Origin of the sequence: Acinetobacter bereziniae LMG 1003 = CIP 70.12 (assembly GCF_000368925.1) — a bacterium.
GTDB lineage: Bacteria > Pseudomonadota > Gammaproteobacteria > Pseudomonadales > Moraxellaceae > Acinetobacter > Acinetobacter bereziniae.
Map to the genome: position 1 here is coordinate 2,122,003 of NZ_KB849756.1, position 22,243 is coordinate 2,144,245.

General features: G+C 37.4%; 28 protein-coding genes and 1 pseudogene. 7 read left to right on the forward strand and 22 right to left on the reverse strand.

Annotated elements, in window-relative coordinates; genetic code table 11:
- The first annotated feature begins 60 nt into the window (after positions 1-60).
- A complete protein-coding gene (locus F938_RS19745; protein ID WP_005034561.1) occupies positions 61-669 on the forward strand; it encodes a hypothetical protein in 609 nt (202 codons plus the stop codon).
- A 21-nt stretch (positions 670-690) separates the two neighbouring features.
- On the opposite strand, the gene F938_RS19750 is transcribed toward F938_RS19745, so the two are convergent.
- Positions 691-1,155, reverse strand: coding sequence for a hypothetical protein (locus tag F938_RS19750; protein ID WP_005034564.1), 465 nt, complete (start codon positions 1,153-1,155; stop codon positions 691-693).
- A gap of 94 nt (positions 1,156-1,249) precedes the next feature.
- Between F938_RS19750 and F938_RS19755 the strand changes: the two genes are divergently transcribed.
- On the forward strand, positions 1,250-1,693 hold the full coding sequence (locus tag F938_RS19755) for an ATP-binding protein (RefSeq protein ID WP_005034566.1): 444 nt from the start codon (positions 1,250-1,252) through the stop codon (positions 1,691-1,693).
- A 4-nt stretch (positions 1,694-1,697) separates the two neighbouring features.
- Here F938_RS19755 and F938_RS19760 read toward each other — a convergent pair whose 3' ends face one another.
- Positions 1,698-1,997 carry a hypothetical protein gene (locus F938_RS19760; RefSeq protein WP_005034568.1) on the reverse strand — a complete coding sequence of 100 codons (300 nt, stop codon included), beginning with the start codon at positions 1,995-1,997 and terminating at the stop codon, positions 1,698-1,700.
- Between the two features lie 225 nt (positions 1,998-2,222).
- On the opposite strand from F938_RS19760, the gene F938_RS19765 reads away from it, so the two are divergent.
- Positions 2,223-2,810: a DUF4291 domain-containing protein gene (locus tag F938_RS19765; protein WP_005034571.1), complete on the forward strand. Its 588-nt coding sequence runs from the start codon at positions 2,223-2,225 to the stop codon at positions 2,808-2,810.
- 66 nt (positions 2,811-2,876) lie between these two features.
- Here F938_RS19765 and F938_RS25050 read toward each other — a convergent pair.
- From F938_RS25050 to F938_RS19815, 11 genes and pseudogenes are all read right to left on the reverse strand, one after another.
- A pseudogene (locus F938_RS25050) lies at positions 2,877-3,146 on the reverse strand (PIN-like domain-containing protein); the annotation flags it as partial.
- Positions 3,147-3,326: 180 nt separating this feature from the next.
- Complete coding sequence (locus F938_RS19770; protein WP_004831982.1) at positions 3,327-3,746, reverse strand: F0F1 ATP synthase subunit epsilon; 420 nt, start codon at positions 3,744-3,746, stop codon at positions 3,327-3,329.
- 27 nt (positions 3,747-3,773) lie between these two features.
- Complete coding sequence (atpD, locus tag F938_RS19775; RefSeq protein WP_004831984.1) at positions 3,774-5,168, reverse strand: F0F1 ATP synthase subunit beta; 1,395 nt, start codon at positions 5,166-5,168, stop codon at positions 3,774-3,776.
- A gap of 26 nt (positions 5,169-5,194) precedes the next feature.
- Positions 5,195-6,064 carry a F0F1 ATP synthase subunit gamma gene (gene atpG / locus F938_RS19780; protein ID WP_004831987.1) on the reverse strand — a complete coding sequence of 290 codons (870 nt, stop codon included), beginning with the start codon at positions 6,062-6,064 and terminating at the stop codon, positions 5,195-5,197.
- 88 nt (positions 6,065-6,152) lie between these two features.
- On the reverse strand, positions 6,153-7,697 hold the full coding sequence (gene atpA, locus F938_RS19785) for a F0F1 ATP synthase subunit alpha (protein WP_004831988.1): 1,545 nt from the start codon (positions 7,695-7,697) through the stop codon (positions 6,153-6,155).
- Positions 7,698-7,755: 58 nt separating this feature from the next.
- Positions 7,756-8,292, reverse strand: coding sequence for a F0F1 ATP synthase subunit delta (locus F938_RS19790; protein ID WP_004831989.1), 537 nt, complete (start codon positions 8,290-8,292; stop codon positions 7,756-7,758).
- Positions 8,293-8,303: 11 nt separating this feature from the next.
- Positions 8,304-8,774 carry a F0F1 ATP synthase subunit B gene (locus tag F938_RS19795; protein ID WP_004831990.1) on the reverse strand — a complete coding sequence of 157 codons (471 nt, stop codon included), beginning with the start codon at positions 8,772-8,774 and terminating at the stop codon, positions 8,304-8,306.
- A 39-nt stretch (positions 8,775-8,813) separates the two neighbouring features.
- The gene (atpE, locus tag F938_RS19800) at positions 8,814-9,059 is read right to left on the reverse strand and encodes a F0F1 ATP synthase subunit C (protein ID WP_000424060.1); all 246 of its coding nucleotides are present in this window, start codon (positions 9,057-9,059) and stop codon (positions 8,814-8,816) included.
- Between the two features lie 83 nt (positions 9,060-9,142).
- Positions 9,143-10,018, reverse strand: a complete 876-nt coding sequence (gene atpB / locus F938_RS19805) for a F0F1 ATP synthase subunit A (protein ID WP_004831991.1) — start codon at positions 10,016-10,018, stop codon at positions 9,143-9,145.
- Between the two features lie 103 nt (positions 10,019-10,121).
- Positions 10,122-10,520: an ATP synthase subunit I gene (locus F938_RS19810; protein WP_005034576.1), complete on the reverse strand. Its 399-nt coding sequence runs from the start codon at positions 10,518-10,520 to the stop codon at positions 10,122-10,124.
- Positions 10,521-10,691: 171 nt separating this feature from the next.
- Positions 10,692-11,534 (reverse strand): metal ABC transporter substrate-binding protein, encoded by an 843-nt coding sequence (locus F938_RS19815; RefSeq protein WP_004831993.1) that lies wholly within the window; start codon positions 11,532-11,534, stop codon positions 10,692-10,694.
- Positions 11,535-11,671: 137 nt separating this feature from the next.
- Here F938_RS19815 and F938_RS19820 point away from each other — a divergent pair, with 137 nt between their 5' ends.
- Genes F938_RS19820 through znuB form a run of 3 tightly spaced genes read left to right on the forward strand, consistent with a single transcriptional unit; the run spans position 11,672 to position 13,743 of the window.
- Complete coding sequence (locus F938_RS19820) at positions 11,672-12,169, forward strand: transcriptional repressor (RefSeq protein WP_004831994.1); 498 nt, start codon at positions 11,672-11,674, stop codon at positions 12,167-12,169.
- The gene (znuC, locus tag F938_RS19825) at positions 12,142-12,942 is read left to right on the forward strand and encodes a zinc ABC transporter ATP-binding protein ZnuC (protein WP_005034580.1); all 801 of its coding nucleotides are present in this window, start codon (positions 12,142-12,144) and stop codon (positions 12,940-12,942) included. The genes F938_RS19820 and znuC overlap by 28 nt, the downstream gene beginning before the upstream one ends.
- Before the next feature lie 3 nt (positions 12,943-12,945).
- Complete coding sequence (gene znuB, locus F938_RS19830; RefSeq protein ID WP_005034582.1) at positions 12,946-13,743, forward strand: zinc ABC transporter permease subunit ZnuB; 798 nt, start codon at positions 12,946-12,948, stop codon at positions 13,741-13,743.
- Positions 13,744-13,793: 50 nt separating this feature from the next.
- On the opposite strand, the gene F938_RS19835 is transcribed toward znuB, so the two are convergent.
- Positions 13,794-14,414: a LysE family translocator gene (locus F938_RS19835; RefSeq protein WP_005034584.1), complete on the reverse strand. Its 621-nt coding sequence runs from the start codon at positions 14,412-14,414 to the stop codon at positions 13,794-13,796.
- Between the two features lie 71 nt (positions 14,415-14,485).
- Positions 14,486-15,103, reverse strand: a complete 618-nt coding sequence (locus tag F938_RS19840) for a LysE family transporter (protein ID WP_005034586.1) — start codon at positions 15,101-15,103, stop codon at positions 14,486-14,488.
- A 161-nt stretch (positions 15,104-15,264) separates the two neighbouring features.
- Here F938_RS19840 and F938_RS19845 point away from each other — a divergent pair, with 161 nt between their 5' ends.
- Positions 15,265-16,185, forward strand: coding sequence for a Dyp-type peroxidase (locus F938_RS19845; RefSeq protein WP_005034588.1), 921 nt, complete (start codon positions 15,265-15,267; stop codon positions 16,183-16,185).
- A 92-nt stretch (positions 16,186-16,277) separates the two neighbouring features.
- Here F938_RS19845 and F938_RS19850 read toward each other — a convergent pair whose 3' ends face one another.
- The 7 genes from F938_RS19850 to F938_RS19880 form a co-directional block, all read right to left on the reverse strand.
- A complete protein-coding gene (locus tag F938_RS19850; RefSeq protein WP_005034590.1) occupies positions 16,278-16,802 on the reverse strand; it encodes a hypothetical protein in 525 nt (174 codons plus the stop codon).
- 121 nt (positions 16,803-16,923) lie between these two features.
- The gene (locus F938_RS19855; RefSeq protein ID WP_005034592.1) at positions 16,924-17,298 is read right to left on the reverse strand and encodes a lysozyme inhibitor LprI family protein; all 375 of its coding nucleotides are present in this window, start codon (positions 17,296-17,298) and stop codon (positions 16,924-16,926) included.
- A 144-nt stretch (positions 17,299-17,442) separates the two neighbouring features.
- Positions 17,443-17,718: a hypothetical protein gene (locus tag F938_RS19860; RefSeq protein ID WP_010590819.1), complete on the reverse strand. Its 276-nt coding sequence runs from the start codon at positions 17,716-17,718 to the stop codon at positions 17,443-17,445.
- Between the two features lie 388 nt (positions 17,719-18,106).
- Positions 18,107-18,322: a hypothetical protein gene (locus F938_RS19865; protein ID WP_005034596.1), complete on the reverse strand. Its 216-nt coding sequence runs from the start codon at positions 18,320-18,322 to the stop codon at positions 18,107-18,109.
- Positions 18,323-18,719: 397 nt separating this feature from the next.
- The gene (locus F938_RS19870) at positions 18,720-19,358 is read right to left on the reverse strand and encodes a hypothetical protein (protein WP_005034599.1); all 639 of its coding nucleotides are present in this window, start codon (positions 19,356-19,358) and stop codon (positions 18,720-18,722) included.
- Between the two features lie 9 nt (positions 19,359-19,367).
- Positions 19,368-21,752 carry a hypothetical protein gene (locus tag F938_RS19875; RefSeq protein ID WP_005034600.1) on the reverse strand — a complete coding sequence of 795 codons (2,385 nt, stop codon included), beginning with the start codon at positions 21,750-21,752 and terminating at the stop codon, positions 19,368-19,370.
- Complete coding sequence (locus F938_RS19880; protein ID WP_005034602.1) at positions 21,749-22,234, reverse strand: hypothetical protein; 486 nt, start codon at positions 22,232-22,234, stop codon at positions 21,749-21,751. The genes F938_RS19875 and F938_RS19880 overlap by 4 nt, the downstream gene beginning before the upstream one ends.
- Positions 22,235-22,243: the final 9 nt, after the last annotated feature.

A 22,243-nucleotide genomic window follows, 5' to 3' on the forward strand; every position in this document is an offset into this window, starting at 1 on the left:
TCTCTACATTTTTGCATCCTATATTCACTACATAGCCCATCAAATGAATTTTGGATTTCAATGAAAAAGTTACTACAAGGTGCTGTTTTACCTTTTATTATTTTTACTTCAGGCATTTTACTTTTGGGCTGTAATCAAGCCGCTGAACAATCACATCAACAACAAGACACTCAACAGACTGAATCAACTCAAGCATCTGATTCAGCACTTGAGCAAAAATCAGAAGTGCCCCATAAAAGCGCTGAGGATTTAAAATCGGGTAACCTGTTTTATATCGCTCGCGATGTCGCCGATGTTCAATTAAAAACGGGTGATTATATTGAGAAACTGCAACAGACTCAGTCTGATTTGCAACAAGCTATTCAATCTAAAGATCATGTTGTCTTACAACAAACTGTAAAAGATCTGAGTCGAGAGCTACAGGGCTTTAACACTGCTTTAATTTCCCTAGATCTAAAAAGTCAGGAAATAGATGGCTTACGCCAGCAAGTTTTACAGAGTAATCAGCAACTTCTTAACTCTGCACTTTTAAATGGCGACTTGGATATTTCAAAAGTTGATTTCAAGAAAATTGAACAGCAAATGAATAATATTCAGATGGATATGCTTAAACTTGCCAGTATGATGATTCCCAACTCAAAAGATACAGCTTCTTCTGAACAAAGTTGATCCGACATCTGATTGATTCATTTAGATAGGCTTTGCAACATTACATGACGGATCTTGTCCTAATGCTCGTTTTGCATCAAGTTTAAAACGTGCTTGAGCAGATTTATAACCTACTGGTAAGAATAGTGTTAATCGGGTTCTATTCTTACCAATAGATTCCACCAGAGTTTTTGATAAATAGGCTCCACCCTCTGTACGTGCGAATAAAGTCCCCATTTCCAGATCTTGTTCTAATTTATTGTCAGTAAATACAAACTCATGTTCACCAGTAAAAGCAACACATTGACCATATGCCATTTTTAAGTTTTTAAAGGCAATAATATAATCAATATTCAACTCCGTTTCCAAACCATTATTGACTGAATTTGCCACCAAATTGGCTTCAGTGGGTAGGTTCGGTGTAGTGACAAACTGACTTTGACAAGCACTCAGACTGCCGAAAATAAATACGGAAAATATAGAGCGAAATTGAGTATATTTTTTCATTTTAGATTTATAAGCGTTCTCAACATTGAATCAATTGTAGCAAAATTCATAAACATGGTTTAATACGGAATTCATCGTATTTTTGTAGTGTTTCATGCAACTGATTCTATTCACAGGTGTACAAGCTTCTGGTAAATCAACATTTTATCAACACTATTTTTACCATACGCATTTACGTATCAATTTAGATATGCTGAAAACAAGGCATCGTGAGAATATGATCTTTGAAGCAGAGTTGGCTTCAAAAACCAAAATTGTGATCGACAATACCAACATGCGCCAGATAGATCGCGCCCGTTATATTCAACGTGCCAAAGCTGTAGGTTTTCAAGTTATTTCTTATTATTTTGAAACAGACCTCGACCGTACTTTACAGCGTAATGCTCAACGCTCAGGTAAAGCCAATATTCCCGAAAAGGGAGTAAAAGCGACCTTTTATAAACTTGAAATTCCCAAAATTTCTGAAGGCTTTGATACGTTATTTAAAGTAAAACTCATTCCAAACGATGGTTTTGCAATTCAGCCTGTTGATCTATAAAAATTTAGTCTTGCGCTGTTTTCCATACTTTAAATGCCATTTGCATTTGTTGTTGAATTTGTACAGGGACTTTATTGCGTTCTAAATTGGAAAAATCACCACGATAGGTTTCTGCCACAATTGAATTTGCCAAATCTTCGATTGCAATTCGTCCTTTGTGCTGATATTGCGCAATATCTGCTTCAGTGAGTGCAATATCCCAACAAGATACAACTGAGCTCATATCGACAGCAATACTGAGATAGTATTGGTCTTGGGCTTGGTAGAGTTCCCAAAAGTGTGCTTGTTGGTCAATGAGGTGCATAGTGATTTATTCTAAATACAATGTTTTAACATATAAACTTAGCAATGAATTGAAAATTCGACTTTAGCAAAAAATGTATCAAATCACTTAGCTTTATAATAAATTTTAAAGTGTCATATTGCCAATTAATAAAATTTCATATAGAATAATTCAAGAGACAACAAAAGAACTTAAGCATCTTGCTAAAAAAACAATTTATAAAAACACAATTTCTATTGGAGAAAAATGAATAATTTTAAACAAATACGTGCATTTCAAGCCGAAAATACCATACGCGTTTATCAAGCATACAATCCTCCCCTTGCACAACATGCGGTAAAACATGGTTTCTTAAATAATCCATTTTTTAAAGAAAGCCGTATGACTTGGATTAAACCATCTTATTTATGGATGATGTATCGCTGTGGATGGGGTTATAAAGATGAAGGACAGAAAAGCATACTTGCGATTGATATATCTAAACAAGGTTTCGATTGGGCTTTAGAACATAGTTGTACAAGCCATAAAGCTGAACACATGGACAATGAAACTTGGCAACATTTTAAAGATCAACATCCAGTACGTATTCAATGGGATCCAGAAAGAAATCTATACTTAGAACCTTTGGACTATCGTGCAATTCAAATTGGGTTAACAGGTGAAGCCGTTCAACACTATATTCAGGATTGGATTGTGAATATCACAGACATTACCCAAGAAGCGCAACATGTACATCAGTTGGTTTTTGATGGAAAATTGGATGAAGCAACGGCTTTGTTACCTAAAGAAACTCTGTATCTTCCAAATATTAGTAAAAAAGTGGGTGAACTTTAATAACAATGCATATACTTTGTATCTAATACTTCGTACATTATTAACTTTAATGAACTTTTCGATCTATTAATCCTTTGACTGAGTAAATTTAATTTGATCTTTATATACTTGTTTATCAACTATACTTTTATATATCGAATCCTTTCCATCATTTAAAATACTTTTTAGTTTATTATATTTATTTAAATTATTTGAAATAATATTTAGTCTTCTATTCTCAAATTCTAGTCGTACTTGAAATGGAATGAAGGCTCTATCTTTTACATGTTCAATAGAAGAAAAAATCTTCTCTAATGTTTCTGATTGATAAAAATATAGATTAAGTAATACATTCGTATCAAATACGAAAAAAGTGTTCTCTGCTTAAAGTATAGATTTAATATTCTCTACACTTTCTATCTCGTAACAATTAAACATTTACAAATTACTGCGCTAAATAATTTTATTTAGTAAATATATATTTTTAACCATAAAAAAACCACCCTCTCGGGTGGTTTTTCAATCGCCAACTGCGTCTTATTGAGCGCGGTTTTTGATTTTGCGGATGGTTTCCAACTGAGCAGCAGTTTCTGCAAGCGCAGCCAAAGCAGCAGCAGCGTCCAAATCGCTCTTTTGATTTGCAAGCAACTGTTCAGCATTTTTACGTGCTTCAAGAATTGCAGCTTCATCTAAGTTGTCAGCACGAACTGCAGTATCTGCAAGAACCGTAACGACATGCGGTTGAACTTCTAGAACACCACCAGATACATAGATTAACTCTTCTGTACCGTTTTCAAGCAGAACGCGAATCGCGCCCGGCTTGAGCAAAGTGACTAACGGCGCGTGACCAGGCATAATACCCAATTCACCGCCAGCACCTTTTGCGATAAGCATTGTCACAGTGCCTGAGTACAAAGACTCTTTAACACTTACAACATCACATTGCATAGTCGACATGTGAATCTCCTAAATGAGAGTTGCTAATTAAAGCTTCTCGGCTTTAGCGATCACTTCGTCAATACCACCAACCATATAGAACGCTTGTTCTGGGATGTGATCGTATTCACCAGCTAGAAGACCTTTAAAGCCACGAATTGTTTCTTTAAGTGGTACAAGTTTACCAGGAGCACCAGTAAACACTTCAGCTACGTGGAACGGTTGAGAGAAGAAACGTTGAATCTTACGTGCACGGTACACAGTAAGTTTGTCTTCTTCAGCTAACTCGTCCATACCCAAGATCGCAATGATGTCTTTAAGCTCTTTATAACGTTGCAATACGTTCTGTACAGAACGTGCAATTTCATAATGCTCAGCACCAACAACCAATGGATCTAACTGGCGTGAAGTAGAGTCAAGTGGATCGATCGCTGGATAAATACCAGAAGATGCGATGTCACGGCTCAATACTACAGTTGCATCTAAGTGAGCAAATGTAGTTGCAGGCGATGGATCTGTTAAGTCATCGGCAGGTACATATACCGCTTGGATAGATGTAATCGAACCAGACTTAGTCGATGTAATACGTTCTTGAAGAACACCCATCTCTTCTGCAAGCGTCGGTTGGTAACCTACTGCAGATGGCATACGACCTAAAAGAGCAGATACTTCAGTACCAGCCAATGTGTAACGGTAAATGTTGTCAACGAACAACAATACGTCACGGCCTTTACCGTTTTCATCTTTCTCATCACGGAAGTATTCCGCCATCGTCAAACCAGTTAACGCTACGCGTAAACGGTTACCTGGTGGCTCATTCATCTGACCGTAGACCATTGCTACTTTGTCAAGAACGTTAGAATCTTTCATCTCGTGATAGAAGTCGTTACCTTCACGAGTACGCTCACCAACACCAGCAAACACAGATAAACCTGAGTGTGCTTTCGCGATGTTGTTGATCAATTCCATCATGTTTACAGTTTTACCAACACCGGCACCACCGAATAAACCAACTTTACCACCTTTTGCAAACGGGCAAAGTAAGTCAATGACTTTAATACCTGTTTCTAAAAGGTCAGTAGAAGCTGCTTGTTCAGCATAAGAAGGTGCTTGACGGTGAATCGGTAAACGCTCTTCAGTCGCTACAGGACCAGCTTCGTCGATTGGGCGACCAAGAACGTCCATGATACGACCTAAACATGCAGTACCTACTGGTACAGAAATTGGCGCACCAGTATTAGACACGTTTAGACCACGTTTAAGACCTTCAGTAGATCCCATTGCGATGGTACGAACTACACCATCACCAAGTTGTTGCTGAACTTCTAAAGTAGTTTCAGTACCGTCAACTTGGAGAGCGTCATAGATCTTAGGAACGCTGTTGCGTTCAAACTCGACGTCGATAACCGCGCCGATGATCTGAATGATACGACCGCTACTCATTGCTGTCTCCTCAATTCAAAATAATGTTAAACGGCAGCGGCACCACCAACGATCTCAGAAATTTCCTGAGTAATCGCGGCTTGACGCAGCTTGTTATAAATGAGTTGTAGGCTCTTGATAAGCTCACCTGCGTTATCAGTTGCAGCTTTCATTGCAACCATACGTGCAGATTGCTCACATGCGATGTTTTCAATCACACCTTGATAAACCATAGACTCAATGTAACGAACCAACAAACCATTTAAAAGCTCTTCAGCTTCTGGTTCATATAAGTAATCCCAACCATATTGACGGTTAAGATCTTCGTTCGTATCAGCCGCAGCCAAAGGAACGAGTTGTTCGATTTTTTGGTTTTGAGTCATGGCATTGACAAAGCCGTTTGACACAAGATAAATACGATCTAATTCGCCTTTATCGAATGCATCTAACATCACCTGTACAGAACCAGTTAACTGTTCAAGACTTGGTGCATCACCTACGTTTGTAGTTGCTCCAAGTACTTTACCGCCGTAGTTTTTAAAAAACGAAACCGCTTTTTGACCAATCAAAGCAAATTGAACTTCAATTGACTGCTCTTGTTGCTGTTGGACGTGTTTAACCACTTTTTTGAACAAGTTAATGTTCAAACCACCAGCAAGACCACGATCTGAAGAAACAATGATATAGCCAACGCGTTTTACTGGGCGTTCAACCATATAACGATGTTTGTATTCAGGATTCGCTTGTACCAAATGAGCAATTACACGGTGCATATTTTCGGCATACGGACGGCCCTGAGCCATGCGCTCTTGCGCACGACGCATCTTAGAAGCTGCTACCATCTGCATCGCGCGAGTAATTTTCTGCGTGCTTTTGATACTAGCTACTTTGGCGCGAATTTCTTTTAAATTTGCCATACGCTTAACCTAGTATTCGAAAGCCCTTTCGAGCTTCCGAAGGTTGATCCGTGAACCAAACCTTAACTAGATTCAACATCGTTGAATCTTAGTAAGTTTGAGTCGCTTTAAAGCTTTCAATACCTGCTTTAATTGCAGCTTCGATGTCTTTGTCGTAGTTACCAGTTGCATCGATGTTTTGCATTAACGCAGCATGCTCTGAACGGAAGTAAGAGATCAACGCAGTATCAAAGTCTACGATTTTCTTCACTTCAACGTCAGCCATATAGCCTTCGTTAGATGCATAAATTGAAACTGCTTGGTCAGCAATTGAATATGGAGCATATTGTTTTTGCTTCATTAATTCAGTTACACGTTGACCATGTTCAAGTTGCTTACGAGTTGCTTCGTCAAGGTCTGAAGCGAACTGAGCAAACGCAGCCAATTCACGGTATTGTGCAAGAGCGGTACGGATACCACCTGACAATTTTTTGATGATCTTAGTTTGAGCAGAACCACCAACACGTGATACAGAGATACCCGCGTTCACAGCAGGACGAATACCTGCGTTGAATAATGATGTTTCTAAGAAGATCTGACCGTCAGTAATCGAAATTACGTTTGTTGGTACGAATGCAGATACGTCACCCGCTTGAGTTTCAATAATTGGCAATGCAGTTAATGAACCAGTTTGGCCTTTAACTTCACCATTCGTGAATTTCTCAACATAGTCAGCAGATACACGAGAAGCACGCTCAAGTAGACGTGAATGAAGATAGAACACGTCACCTGGATAAGCTTCACGACCTGGTGGACGACGAAGAAGCAATGAAATTTGACGGTAAGCAACAGCTTGTTTAGACAAGTCATCATAAATGATAAGCGCGTCTTCACCGCGGTCACGGAAGTACTCACCCATTGTACAACCAGCATAAGGTGCTAGATACTGCATCGCTGCAGGATCAGCAGCAGCTGCTGCTACAACAGTCGTGTACGCCATAGCGCCAGTTTCTTCAAGCTTACGTACTACGTTTGCAATTGTTGATTGTTTTTGACCAATCGCAACGTATACACATTTAATGCCTGACTGCTTTTGAGCAATGATCGCATCGATCGCCATTGCTGTTTTACCAGTTTGACGGTCACCGATGATCAACTCACGCTGACCACGACCAACAGGGATCATTGTATCTACTGATTTATAACCAGTTTGTACAGGTTGATCCACTGATTGACGCCAAATAACACCTGGTGCTACTTTTTCAACAGCATCAGTAAGTTTTGCATCAATAGGGCCTTTACCATCAATTGGGTTACCCAAAGCATCTACTACACGGCCTAAAAGTTCTGGACCAACCGGAACTTCTAATACACGACCTGTGCAACGAGCTTTTTGACCTTCTTGAAGGCTTAAGTAGTTACCTAAGACAACGGCACCCACTGAATCCTGTTCTAGGTTCAGTGCCATACCAAATAAGCCGCCGTCGAATTCGATCATTTCACCGTACATTGCATCAGCAAGGCCGTGAATACGCACAATACCGTCGGAAACCATAACAATGGTCCCTTCGTTCTTAGCGGTCGCGCTGGTGTCCAGATCGCCGATACGCTGTTTAATGAGCGCACTGATCTCGGATGGATTCAGTTGTTGCATTGCGCTATACCTCAATCTTTTTAAAGTTCAGTCTTCTGTTCGCAGTTATTTTTAACAATTACGCTAGAAGACGAGTCCGCATTTTTTCAAGCTTGCTAAGCGCAGAATCATCTATCACTTGGTCGCCTGCACGAATAACAACACCAGCAATCAATGCTGGGTTTACTTCAACTGTAATTTTCACAGCGCTGTTCAAACGTTTTTCTAACGCATGAGCCAACTTCTGTTCTTGCACTGAGTCCAGCGGGAAAGCTGACTCAATCACAACATCTACAGTGTTGTTATTTTGCGATTTGAGTTGTTCAAATTCTGTGTCGATTTCAGGTAACAATGCTAAACGACCATTGTCTGCAAGAAGTGTCAAAAAGTTTGACACAGCTTCAGTTTGTTCGTTACCTAAAACTTTCGCAAAAAGACCAACCTGCTCAGCAGGTGTCAACTCAGGGCGATTTAAATAAGCGGAAAATGCTTCATCTTGCACCGCAGCACTGAGCAGTTGTAATGCATTTGACCAAGCGTCAGTTGCATTTTGCTCAGATGCATAAGCAAATGCTGCTTTAGCGTATGGGCGTGCCAACGTCAAGAGTTCAGCCATATTCGCCTCTCTTAAAGTTTAGCAGCCAGCTGATTCAGCATGGCATTATGAGCTTCTGCGTCAACTTGTTGGTTCAGAATTTTCTCTGCACCAGCAACTGCAAGAGCAGCAACTTGTTGACGTAATTCTTCACGAGCAGAATTGATGTCTTGGTCAACAGCATCTTTCGCTTGTTGACGAATACGCTCACCTTCAGCAGATGCTTGAGTACGCGCTTCTTCGATCAATTGTGCCGCACGACGGTTCGCTTGTTCGATCAATTGAGCCGCTTGTGCTTTCGCCGCATCAATTTCTTGCTTAACTTGTGCTTGTGCATCAGCAAGATCAGCTTTCGCTTTCTCCGCAGCGTTTAAGCCATCAGCGATTTTACGCTGACGCTCACTAATCGCATTGATTAGTGGTGGCCATACAAACTTCATGCAGAATGCGACAAATATCGCAAATGCAATCGCTTGGCCAAACAATGTGAGGTTGATATTCATTGCAAATTCCTCAAATAGTGAATTTCGGAATTAAGCTGATTAACCTACAAATGGATTAGCGAAGATGAAGAACAAGCCAATACCAACACCGATCATAGGCACAGCATCAAGAAGACCCGCGATTAAGAACATACGAGTTTGAAGTTGTGGAGCCAATTCTGGTTGACGAGCTACAGCTTCAAGGAAGCGACCGCCTAAAAGACCAAAACCAATCGCAGTACCTAAAGCACCAAAAGCGATCAAGATAGCAGATGCAATTGCAACTAGACCTAAAGTGAGTTCCATGATAATTCCTCAGAGGTTAGGTTTATACCAAATTAAATTAAAAAAATTATACCTAACCACCTGATGACAGTTAGGCAATACCATTAATGTTTTTCGCTTGCCATGCTCAAGTATACGATTGTTAGCATCATGAAAATGAAGGCTTGCAACGTAATAACAAGAATGTGGAAGATAGCCCAAGGCACAGACAACGCCCATTGGATCCAGAAAGGTAACAACGCGATCAAGATGAAGATCAACTCACCCGCATACATGTTACCGAATAGTCGGAGCGCCAATGAAATTGGACGTGCAAGGAATGTTACCAATTCTAGAATCAAGTTCACTGGAATCAATAACGCTTTTGCAACTGGGTTACTTGGATTAAATGGGTTAAGTGCTAATTCACCAACGAAACCGCCGATGCCTTTTTCACGGATACTATAGAACAAGATCAACGCAAATACAGACAATGACATACCAAGGGTAATGTTAGGATCTGTAGATGGAACAACCTTGAAGTAAACGTGGTGAGGGTCCATGCCAAATACACTTGCACCAATTTGTTGTGCTAGATAAGGAATCCAGTCAACAGGAATTAAGTCCATCGCATTCATGAGGAAAATCCACACAAAAATGGTCAAGGCTAAAGGTGCAATTAAACGTGATTTACCATGAAACGTATCACGAACACTTGAGTCAACAAACTCGATAATCATTTCGATTGCAGACTGGAACTTGGTAGGAACACCAGAGTTTGCAGCTTTCGCCACACACCAGAATATCAAACAGAAAATCAAACCAAGGCCAATTGACCAACCCATTGAATCCAAGTGAATAGCAGTGAACCCCATCTGTTGAGCTTCTGCACCATTCTCAGCCAATTTCCAAGTACCATCTGGCATTTTGCCATAGGTCATATTGGTCAAGTGATGCTTGATATACTCGGTCGAAGTCAGGGCATGTTCTTCAGCAGCCATAAATCACACCTGGTCAATGTCAAATAATAAATAGGGTTAACGAATATCGCGTGCTGCATGATATCTCGTTAATCCCCAAAAAAATTTTCAATTTCTGCTGCGCTTATACTCGTTTTTGTTGCCGTGCTACCCAAAATGGAGCAACCCACGACATCGCCTGCACGAGAATAAAACCACAAAACAATGCTACCGGGGATAACGGTTTAACATTGCTTAAAATTAAAATGAAACCAACGATCACAATTGCAAATTTGCCCATCAAGCCTCGATACATGTTCGAAAGAACCTGTTTTGAAGCACGTGCACCAGCGGCTCGAAACGACTGCCAAGAAAAATAACAACTGGCAAGCCAACATAACAGTGCACCTAATGCTGCACTTAAAGCCGCAGTCGAGTCTTTCAAGACCCACGCTACCAAGGCTGAAACAGGTATCATTAATGCTTGTAAATAGACCAAAGCTTTTGCTAATCGTCGGTCAATCAAGCGACTAGTTTGGCTCATTTTTTATCCACTCACAGCATAAATGCTTGACAAGTTTAGCTGATGATCGTTTTTAATCGCAGGCATTATAGAGTTACACCCCTGAACATGCAATCTTTTCCCGACCTTAGTCGTGTTTTTTTCGATATACAGGCTGCTTTTCATATGAGCATTTGTTGATTAATTTTTGCATCATTTTCGTGCATTAAGTACGCAGGCTTGTGTCTGTTGTGCCAAAGCTTGCCATGCAACCACAAAATCTTGTTGTTTTGCTAAAGTCTCATCAACGGATTGAAAAGAAATTTCTCCCAATTTTCGATATTGACTTGGACTCGCACTGGCTTCTGCAAGTAAACACATTTTTTTGTAAGGACGCGTATCGTTTAAAAACTTGATTTGTGTAACAGTCGGTGCCACATGTGGGTCATCCGTCATTGCACCTGCAAATTTTAAATTGAGTGAACGCTCAAGATATTGGTAAGCATCGTGATATGCCCAATAAGGACGTGCGGCACCCGCTGTGGTAATTTTTTGTGAAGCGAGCAACATTTCATTGGCAAATTTTTTCGCGTTGTTCCAATAAGCAGTTTTATTTTCAGGATGCTGTTGTGATCTCAAGGCAGCAATAAAGAAGCCTATACGTACTGCATTGTTTGGATCTAACCAAACATGAGTATCTATCGTGTCTTTAAGTGCAATGCCTTTAGGATTTCTAAGTGGAAGCGCCTGAATAATACCTGAGTCAAGAATCGAGATGGCTTTAGCATTGTCTCCAAGAACTTTTTCTAAAGGTGCTTCGTGTGCTTTACCCAACCAAACCACCAATGAAGCATCCATAATCGTCTTTCGATTATCTGGTGTTAACTGTACATCATGCCCGGTCTGATTCCCTAACAGCAAAACAGGTTCTTCTACTCCTTGGGTGATTTCTTTTGCAATCAGATAAATAGGATGAGTAGAGACCACTAAAGGCGCTTGAGCCCAAGTGACACTAGCAAATAATGCACATAAGCAAAAAGCGATCATGCGATTCATGGGAGTGTATTACCAAAAAAAATTTATGTTATAGTATAACAAAAGTTAAAAAATACCTACGCCATTCGTAAGTTGATAGAGCTTCATGTTAATATTTATGATTCTCTTCATTCAAATAAGAAGTTTTGAGGTCTGATATGAGCTTATGTTCACACGAACACCATGATACTTTGCATGGTGTACACGATCATCTCAATGTACAAGAGCGTTTATCAGAAGCAGAAAACCTTTGTGCAACCTCAGGCGCGCGTCTTACTCCCTTACGTAAAGAAGTACTGGAGTTGATTTTGAATGCATCAGGACCCGTTGGTGCATATGACCTTTTAGCCAAGATGAAAGGTGCTGCGGAACGACCAGCAGCCCCTCCAACGGTATATAGAACACTCGACTTCCTTTTAGAAAAAGGATTTATTCATCGTTTAACCTCTATTAATGCCTATATCCCTTGCTGTCACCCACGTGAAGGACATCAAGCTGCTTTTTTGATCTGTACTGAATGCCATACAGTGAAAGAAGCTTCAGCAATAGGTTTGATTCAACAATTGAATCATTTGGCAGAGTCCGACCAGTTCAAAGCACATCATAGTATTATTGAGATTTCAGGAATATGTCAGCAGTGCTCAAGCAAAGCGTGAACACCCCGCTTGTTCAGCTAAAGCAGATCAATGTCCAGATTGATGATCGTGACATTTTAAAAAATGTAGATTTTTCGCTACAAAAACAAGAAATTGTCACGCTTATTGGTCCCAATGGTGCGGGTAAATCCACATTGATCAAAGTACTGTTGGGTATTTTAAAACCCAATTCAGGGAGTATTGTCAGTTCATCAAAACTGAAACTCGCCTATGTACCTCAAAAATTCAACCCCTCCCATAGCCTTCCATTAAGAGTAAAAGATCTTCTTGATCTGGAAAAATGTGATAAAGCCATTAAAGCAGAAATCATTCGCGATACAGGCATAGCAAAACTCGAAAACTCTAAAGTACAACAACTTTCCGGTGGCGAACGTCAACGCGTTTTATTAGCACGGGCATTATTACGCCAACCTGATATTTTAGTCTTAGATGAGCCTATGCAAGGTTTAGATATCCAGTCTGAGGCAGAGTTATATGGCTATGTTCGAAGTTTACCTGAACGTTATGGTTGTGCCATCTTGATTGTCTCTCATGATTTACAATGGGTGATGCAAGGAACACAACGCGTTGTATGTTTAAACAAGCATATATGTTGCAGCGGCTTACCAGACAGCATTCAACAACATCCTGAGTATCAGGCTTTATTTGGTGACACTTTTGGCAAGCAACATGCCTTTTATCAACATCACCATGATCATTGTGCGCATGGTGACTCTGCCAAAACCTGTGAACACGGTCCACATCCTCACATTCACCCTGAACCGGAAGCTTAAACCATGATGGAATGGTTAGAATTACTCTTACCTGCTTGGATCATGGGCACACTGTTGGTGTTTCTAACTGCACCACTGGGCTGTTTGATGTTATGGCGCAGAATGTCTTTCTTTGCAGATACCATGGCTCATGGTACTTTGCTGGGTGTGGCTTTGGCAGCAGTATTAAGTTTGCCGCTCTGGGTCGGTGTTACTTTTACCGCAGTACTTTTGGTTGCTGTGCTGTGGGTTCTACACGACCCTCGCCTGCCAAATGATGCTTTACTTGCTTTATGCGCAGCCACCCTACTCTGTTCAGGTTTATTGCTGATCCAGCACTTACCTGCTTTACGCCCAGAACTATTGAGCTATTTATTCGGTGACTTACTAACGATTGAATGGTCTGACTTAGCTGTTTTCGCGGCTGTTATTATTGGCGCTTTGGCAATTTTGTATTCTCACTGGCAGGCGCAAATTCAAATTGCGATTGATCCTGATATTGCAGTCAGTGAAGGTGTCAATGCCAAATGGCAACGTTTAATTTTTATGTTGTTATTGGCATTGTTCACGGTACTGGCTTTACGTGCGGTCGGCTCGTTGCTGATGGGTGCTCTTCTGGTTATTCCTGCTTTAGCTGCACGTTTGATTTCGCACTCACCTAAACAAATGGTGATCGGTGCTTTTGTGATTGCACAAATTGGTGTCACTGTAGGCTTATGGTCAAGTGCAGCATTAAATATTTCAACAGGTCTAAGCATTGTTTTGACCATGTCTTTATTGTTTACACTGATCTTCTGCACGATGAAAATTAAAAAAGGATGATTTCAATTAAACCCTAGCATTGCTTATAGGGTTCATTGAACATCCAATACTTAAAATAGACTTTGAGCTGAAATATATAAGCCATAAAGCGCGATTGTGACTAAAATTAAACCGCAAAGCCCTAATATTTTGGGATAAATTCGACTTTTAGACAACTGATTAAAAGACAAATAAACTATAGATAAGGTGAGGAAATCCAAGATAATCCATGTGATCACAAGGATAACTAAACTTACATTCAGATCTGAATGAACATGGATAAATTGTGGAAAAAACGAAGAGAAAAAAATAATATCTTTAGGGTTTGAAATACCGACCAGAAAACCTTTCGTTAAACCACCCTCTACTGGCGAAAGTACAGTAGTCAACGGCTGGTCTTGCTGAAACCACACCTCTTTGAGAATGCCATAACCTAAATAAGCAATATAAAGACATCCAAGGATTTTGATGATCAGGAAAAGTGTTTCATTAACACTCAACATTCCCTTTAAAATTAAAATGGAAATTGCAATCAGTACCAAAGATGCGAGATTTGTTCCGACGATGGTTTGTAATGATTTGCGATAACCGCCTTTTAAGCCTGCACTTGCCACCAAAATCATGACTGGTCCTGGTGTTGCAATCATGATAATTACACTGATGGCATACAGATAAAATTCTAAATAATTCAAATGACCCTCGGCTTAACAGATATTCTATTGGATTTATTTTTAATTGTTCAATAACTCAAACCATGAGACTTTTACTGATGTACTAAACTCAACAAACCAGCAGCACAACTAAATAACACTGCGAAAGTACGATTCATATACTTTTGTTGCTTGGGGGATTTAAGCAATCTCAAGACTTTTGCAGCCAACCCTGTGTAGCCAGCCATCACAATTAAATCGATCGTAATCATCGTGATCGCCATAATCACATATTGAATCCATTGTGGTTTAGACAGATCTAAAAATTGCGGCAATACTGCAAGTAAGAATACGATCGCTTTTGGATTACTGATATTGACCACAAAGCCGTATAGAATCAACTTGGGAATGGATTTAGTCGGTTGTTCAGTTGGGATATCTATAGATTGTGTTTTAGCTGTCCATTGCACATAGGCCAAGTAGAGTAAATAGCACACACCGAACCATTTCACTACAAGAAAAGCCATCGGTGTAGTGGCAAATAATACCCCTACTCCAGCAACAATTATAATTTGTACCAGTAAAGCCAGCTGTAAACCAATAGCATTCCAGTAACCACGGCGAAAACCATAATTTAGACCACTTGACATTGACGCAATAGCGCCAGCACCAGGTGATATACTAATCACCCAACACGCCAACATATATGCAAACCAAACTTGATAGGACATAACAAAAAATAAAATATTTTGAACAAAGCATTATAGCGGTTTTAAAACGACACATTTCGATTAATTTAATTGGTAAAAAGTATAAGACTTTACTACCCAGCTGTTGCCAGTTCATGCACAATAGCTAGATTGATAAATAAAAATTGAGGAGCCATCTCGATATGACAGCCCAATCTGTAATTTTACCTTTACCCTCTGACCATGCGCGTTTCATCGTTTTAAATTTAAAAAATCTGTCTATTGATGGCTTAAAAAAGCGTCTCAATGCCTTATTGAGCACTCGTGATCGCCTGATCACGCAACACCCCGAAGCTGAGATTAAAACTGCAATCGCTTTTGGTCCTGAACTATGGTCAAAGCTTTATCATACTTCGCCTGAAGGGTTTAAGCAGTTAGAACCGATTCAAGGTGCATTTCAAATGCCTGTTGTTCCGGCTGATGTTCTGATTCACATTGCTTCTGCACGCACGGACATTTGTTTTGCACTGAGCCAATCCTTTTTTGATGGTATTCAAGATCAAGTTGAAGTTTTAGATGAACGTGTATGTTTCCGTTATCTCGATGGTCGTGACCTAACGGGATTTATTGATGGTACCGAAAATCCTCAATTTCCAGATGATCGTGCGGAGACTGCTTTATTGGGTGAAGATTCAGGTATTTTCGAAGATGGATCTTTTATTTTTGCGCAGCGTTATGTCCATGAACTTGAAAAATGGAAACGCTTAAAAGTAGATGCACAGGAAAATGTGATTGGTCGTTCTAAATTAGAAAGTATTGAGATGGACGATGAACACAAACCTGAAAATGCCCATATTGCTCGTGTTGTTATCGAAGATAATGAAGGTGAGGAATTAGAAATTCTGCGTCACTCTCTTCCTTATGGCGATGGACAAGGTGAGCAAGGCTTATTTTTTATTGCTTATACCAAAGATTTAACCCGTATTGATCGTATGTTAGTCAATATGTTTGGTACTCAAGGCGATGGAATTCATGACCGTTTATTACACTTTGTGACTCCTGTCGATGGTGCGTACTTCTTTGCACCGAATGAAGAAGTATTGGAAGAGATTTTGGAAGATTAAAATAGATAAGGAATAGTTAAATATGACTATTCCTTATCATCAGCAATTAAATTTCATTTATTCTTAAACGTAATATCTAATATTTTTAAATGTTAATTCAGAGGACTTTCAATTTTCATAATAATGCCATCATCAGAAATTTTATAATAATTTATTTTAGCTAACTTACCATCATAACTTTTAACCTTAATATTATATTTTTTATCAATCCAGAACTCTGAACCTGTGCCAAAATTTACTGAATGCCCCTTACCATCTTTAAATACATTAAGACTATAATTTTCCAACTCTCCTTCATCAGTAAAATAAGCAATAAAAACCGTTTTATTACAAATATCTGGTAATCTTATCGCTCCTCCAAATGGCACAAAATCACCATGATTTTCTGAAAGTTTTTGTAAAAAACTATTAGAAAATTGAGAGAATAAAATCGTATTTTCTTTTTTTAATTTACTCTTTGATGAAATAGGCAACATCACTGGGAATGTCTTTTTAAAATTATTTGCTACTATGTTATTTGTATTACATGATTCCTCACTATCATTTGGCTTAGCTAGCGAATTAGTCATATAAATCGAATTCAAAACAACAAGAAATATAATAAATATTTTTTTCATTTTATACTCCAAAATTAATATTAAAGTCCAGTTAACAAAACCCTTAAAAAGATATAACAGTCATAAATAAAAAGGCAAAAGACATCTAACCTCTTTGGTTTATACATCTTATAAAATTCATTTATTGAGCTAAATAAACTTTATTTAATCGTTTAAGTTCATCTAGTCTTGCTTTATCAATATCGAGCAAACATGATTCAATTATTATGGTTGCACCATCGCCTTGAGCATTGCTTGCTTCTTCACCCATAAAATCTTTACAGTATGCATTTTTATAAGCTAACCACTTCGATTGAGATATTTGAAATTTTTTCAGATTATCAGTCGATTCCTCAATATTAAGAATCACTTTTTTCATTTCATTAGTGACAGCCTTTGAACTGCTTCTAATACATATAAGGCTTTCATCATCATTTTTACAGGAAGTGTTAGGTTGAGCAAATGCAAGACCACCCATACTGAATAACAATAAGAATATTAAGATTAATTTTTTCATAGACACTCATTATAGCAATTAAAGATAGAAAGCCTTCAGCTTAAATTTTATATGATCGAAATCGAAAGTTTCTCCATATTTTAAATGAAAAAGCAACTTTATGAAGCTGCTTTTCATCCAGAAATTAACTATAAACATTATAGATTAATTTAATTTTATATTTTTATTATTCCCCGCAGAATATTTATAGCTTAAGTTATATTTACCATCAATAGCATAGCTTTCTCCAAGATTATAAACTTCTATCTTTGGCTTTATTTTAATCAAATAGAATAAAGTCGTCGATCCATTATCTGTGTCATGATATTTTTCACCAATCACAAACTGTGAACCTCCTATATCTGGTATAAATTTAACTCCATCCAAATTTAAATGATTAATTTTATTCTGGCTTAAGATCGTATAAATTTCTGGCGACATATTTTTCACATCGTTCAAACTATATACATGATTTTCCAAATCACTTAGCTTCTCACATTTACTTTCAGAGTTGCTTTTTAAACACTTCAAGAAGTAATTTGAGGCATTAGGAATTAATATCTTTTTTAAATTGCTTTCTTTATTAATTTTGGGTAAATTTTCAGAAATATTTTTTTTACAAAACTTCCATTTATCACCTTAAAACACAACTTTGAATGACTGTAATCATCTCTATATGCATAAAAATCGCCTGTAACACACAAGCTATCATTATTCACCGAATAATCAAATTTAGACTTATAATCTATTTGATAATTTAAAGGATAAGCCTTTAAATCTTTTTGGTTGAGTGCAACTATTCGATAATATTTTCCATCATTTATTTTAATTATCGTATAATTTTTATTAAAATCTGCCTTATTCCCAATATTTTCTTATATAAATTTAATTTATCTGCTTTGCAATAATAATTATCTATATCATAATCGAAACCACAAGGTTCAACTTTTAATTTTAATACCGCATCCTTTTCAACTGATTTTGCACTACAACCTGTAATACAAAATAAACTTAAAAACATTAATATACCAAACTGTTTTTTCACTTGCCATCTCACTTTTTTGCTGTTGATTATATCGATAGATTTTTTCTAGAATTTGGATTTGAATGATTAGGAGTACTTTCTAAAAATAATTTTTTAACCATGACAATAGAATCTACGCACGATGCTTATTTTTGTTTAAAAAATGAAGTTTAATAAATATAAGGAATAGTTAAATATGACTATTCCTTAAATTAATTTATGCAATTTACATATCTTATAAAGCTTAATTATTGAGCTAAATAAGCTTTATCTAAGTGTTTAAGTTCATCTATCCTAGCTTTATCAATAACGAACAGAAATGATTTAAAGTTGATTAAAAGAGTAATTTTGTCAATAATATTTACTCTCTATCAACCCATAGATACCATGAAATATCTACAGCCAATAAAACACAGCTTTAAAACTCATCATACCCAGGTCGATTAATATTTAATCTAAAATTCTTTTTTTCTATACTTGGTTCATTTCCCACACATTTCATTTCTTCATTTTTACTAAAATCATTATTAATAACAAAAGATTGGATGCAATAATTTTTCAATTTATTTTCATTTATATCATCAAATCTTTTGACTTGGTGATCCAAGATTGGAAACTTACCTCCCATCGTTATAAACAAAGTATTTTTATAATTATTCTTGTTGTTTTCACCACCTGATAAAAATATTACTTGCGCAGGTCCGGAACCTTCATAATTATTAAAATTTACAGCAATCAAACCTAATAAATATTCTTTGCTTCCAATTTTTTTAACCGCAGTCATCAAAATTCGAGCTTGATCCTCTCCAGAATAAAATAGTTTTAAATCCTTTTGATTAACTGGATATTTATCTAATTGGATGAATTTATCATTGATCATTAATGCTTTAGAATCTAATGGTAATTTAACTTGTTTATATTCATTAGTTAAAAGGTCACTATTGACTTTCGATTCACTCATCTTTGGTGAATCTGAGTTTAACATCTTATTTTCTGCCTTTTGACAGGCTACAAGTGAAAATAAAATCAACAATGGGATAAATTTTTTAATGTACATAAGATGCCTTTATATATCCTGAATATTCGGTTGATAACCCTGTAAATGTAAATGGTTATCGTGATCACCATTTGTAAAAGTGACATGGGGCAAAGTTCTGTTTGGCTGACCTTTTCTCTTCATCACTTGCGATCCAAATGATTTATAACCAAAAAGATATAGTGCATTTACAAATCTTACATTCGCATCCCAGTCAAATCTATCGACGTGGCTCACAAGAACCGGACCATCTTTATGGCAACCATTAATTCCTAGATAGCGAAAATCTCCATTAATCCCGTTGAAGTGTGAATCACTACCTACCGATCGACCATCTCGAGCACTAAATCCAGAACCATGATAATAACCGTATCCTAAAGAGCACATAGCACCAATAACTGCTGCAAACGCATCTCCCTTAAGATAATATCTTGATCGACCTGGTAAATAAATATCCCACAAATATCCGACTTTACCATCCGGACTCTTGTAGGATTTGAGCGTCCTTTGGTCTACCAAATAAACATTTCCACCTACGACCCCGTTACCTTTTTTACGTTTAGGCGCAACGATAAATTCAGTTTTGCCAATATGATGTGATTGTCCATTTTTATCATAATAAATATATTCAGCAAAACCTGTTGCAGCCGCATTCTCTCTTTTGATTTTACCATCAGAGTAAATATGATAACGCGTCGTATCACTTGTCGCGGGTGTTTGATTAGAAACAGTTGTTAAAGGTTTACCCCCATTCTCTGTATGAGTATTTTGTTGAGACACTTTGGGGGGCTCTTGTTTAACTTCGGGTACTTTAGCAGGAGCTGGTGGATTAGGCTTACTTTGGGACGGCGCATTAGTAACAGGGTTTTGTTGTGGAACTTTTTGCCCTGATTCTAATCGTCTCGATTCCTTGATAAAACCTTCATTTATTCTAAATATCCTATACGGACTTCCATTAATTACCCGAGCTTTTACCAATGAATTCGAACCAACACCAAAACCATATACAAAACCAACTAACATTTTTAAGTTAATTACACCTGCAGCATTGGTTTTTTTTGAAATTTGCCGCCCTCGATAAAAAATGGTTACAGCGGTATTTGGAACTACTTGATCATCTTTTTTGACAATCATCTGAAAGCTATGAACAGGAAGTCTCACTTTTATTGTCTGATTAGAGAGTGATTCTTCAACCTTGAAGTGATGAATCTTTTGGTATTTTCCATCCCCTGAAACAGAAACCTCTATATCTTGACCGACTTCTGCTGAAATATTATGTTTTATGCCACTCCCATCTGCAGAATGCTTTTTAATATTATTTTTATAGGTAAGAAAAAAGCCCATATTTGAGATTGGTTTTCCAGTATCAGCTTCAACAATCTGTATATTGAAGTTCACATCTTTCGTTTCAACTGCTTTAGATTCTTCTGAAATACTTGGAGCTTGCTCATTTCTAACTTCTTGAGGCGTTTTATTCGCCTGTGGTTTGGGTTGAGGAGCACTATTCTGTTCTAAAACAACAGGGACTGATATTTGTTTGGTTAATTTGATTGTATAACTTTCCTTCTTATCTTTTTGCTGCGTAATCTCAAGTGCTTTTCCATCAACAATTATTTTTATTTTAGTACCAGGATGCCTAACAATTACAGGAATTTTTCCTTCTTCACTTGTTTTATAATCATTAGAAATCTTTCCAATTTTGCTATAATATTTTCCTTCTTTGTACTCGGACTCTACTATAATTTTTTTACCTGAAACGGCATTCCCTTGTTCGTCCACAACATTGATATAAATCTTACGATTACAACAGCTTTCTAAATCATAATGAGCAAATAATGATATATATTCACCCACTTTTGTTCCAAAAGCATCAGCTTGGTTACCTAAACCCTGTACAAACTCTAAAACATATTTAGGACCTTTTAAGTGTGCTCCTGCAATGCATCCTGACTCTGTAATTTCAACCCCATTAATACGAACGCCATAAAATTCATTTACATTTCGATTGTTCAGCCGAGTGCAGAGTGTATTGATCCATTTATTAAATGCTTTTATTTGAACCGTTCGATCTTTGAGAAAAACACTTTTCGAAGTTACATCATCTAAGCCCGTCCAACTTCCACTCCAGTCATTCACCGAAAATGATTTCTGAAAAAGGCTATTAGGATCATTACTAAAAGTATATGGTGGCTTAAAATACCCCAAATCATAAAGCGCACTTTCGCCAAATTGAAAATAACCAATAAATCCATAACCTGCAGTTTTACCATTATGTACTTTTCTAGCAGTCAAATTAGGATCGACAAGGTCAGATAAACTCAAATCCGATGAAGACTCTCGACGAGATACTGCATATATATATGCTTGCCTATCCTCACCAAATGACTTTCCGTTTACTGGAGAAACAAAACTCATAATGCCCCCTTAGATTCTTGATCAATTTGTTTAAATAAAATTAGAACTTTATTTTTTGTTTTATCACTCATATTTGTAGAAAATTTCATTTTATTTTTATCAAAATTGAAACTCAGATCTTCATTTAGGTTGAGCATTACATCACCTAAACTCTTACCGTCATCAATAATATAAAATTTCTGAGGTTTATTTTTATTTGTTAATGAGATAAGTAAAATATTTTGATCTGAACTTTTGATATTCCAACACTCATCAGGAATATGTAACCAATGACCTGTATTTAGATCTATCTTATTTTGCTTTAAAAGCTTAGAGACAGGCTCTTTAATATCTTTACGCTGAAAGCTACATTTATCAGACTCTATATAATTAAAGCTTACGACTTCATTATCAATGTTCCGTTTTGGAAATTCCTTGATAACTTCTGCATTACACCAAGTCACAAATAATAAAATGAATAAGAAAGAAAATATTGTTTTCATGATCAAGCC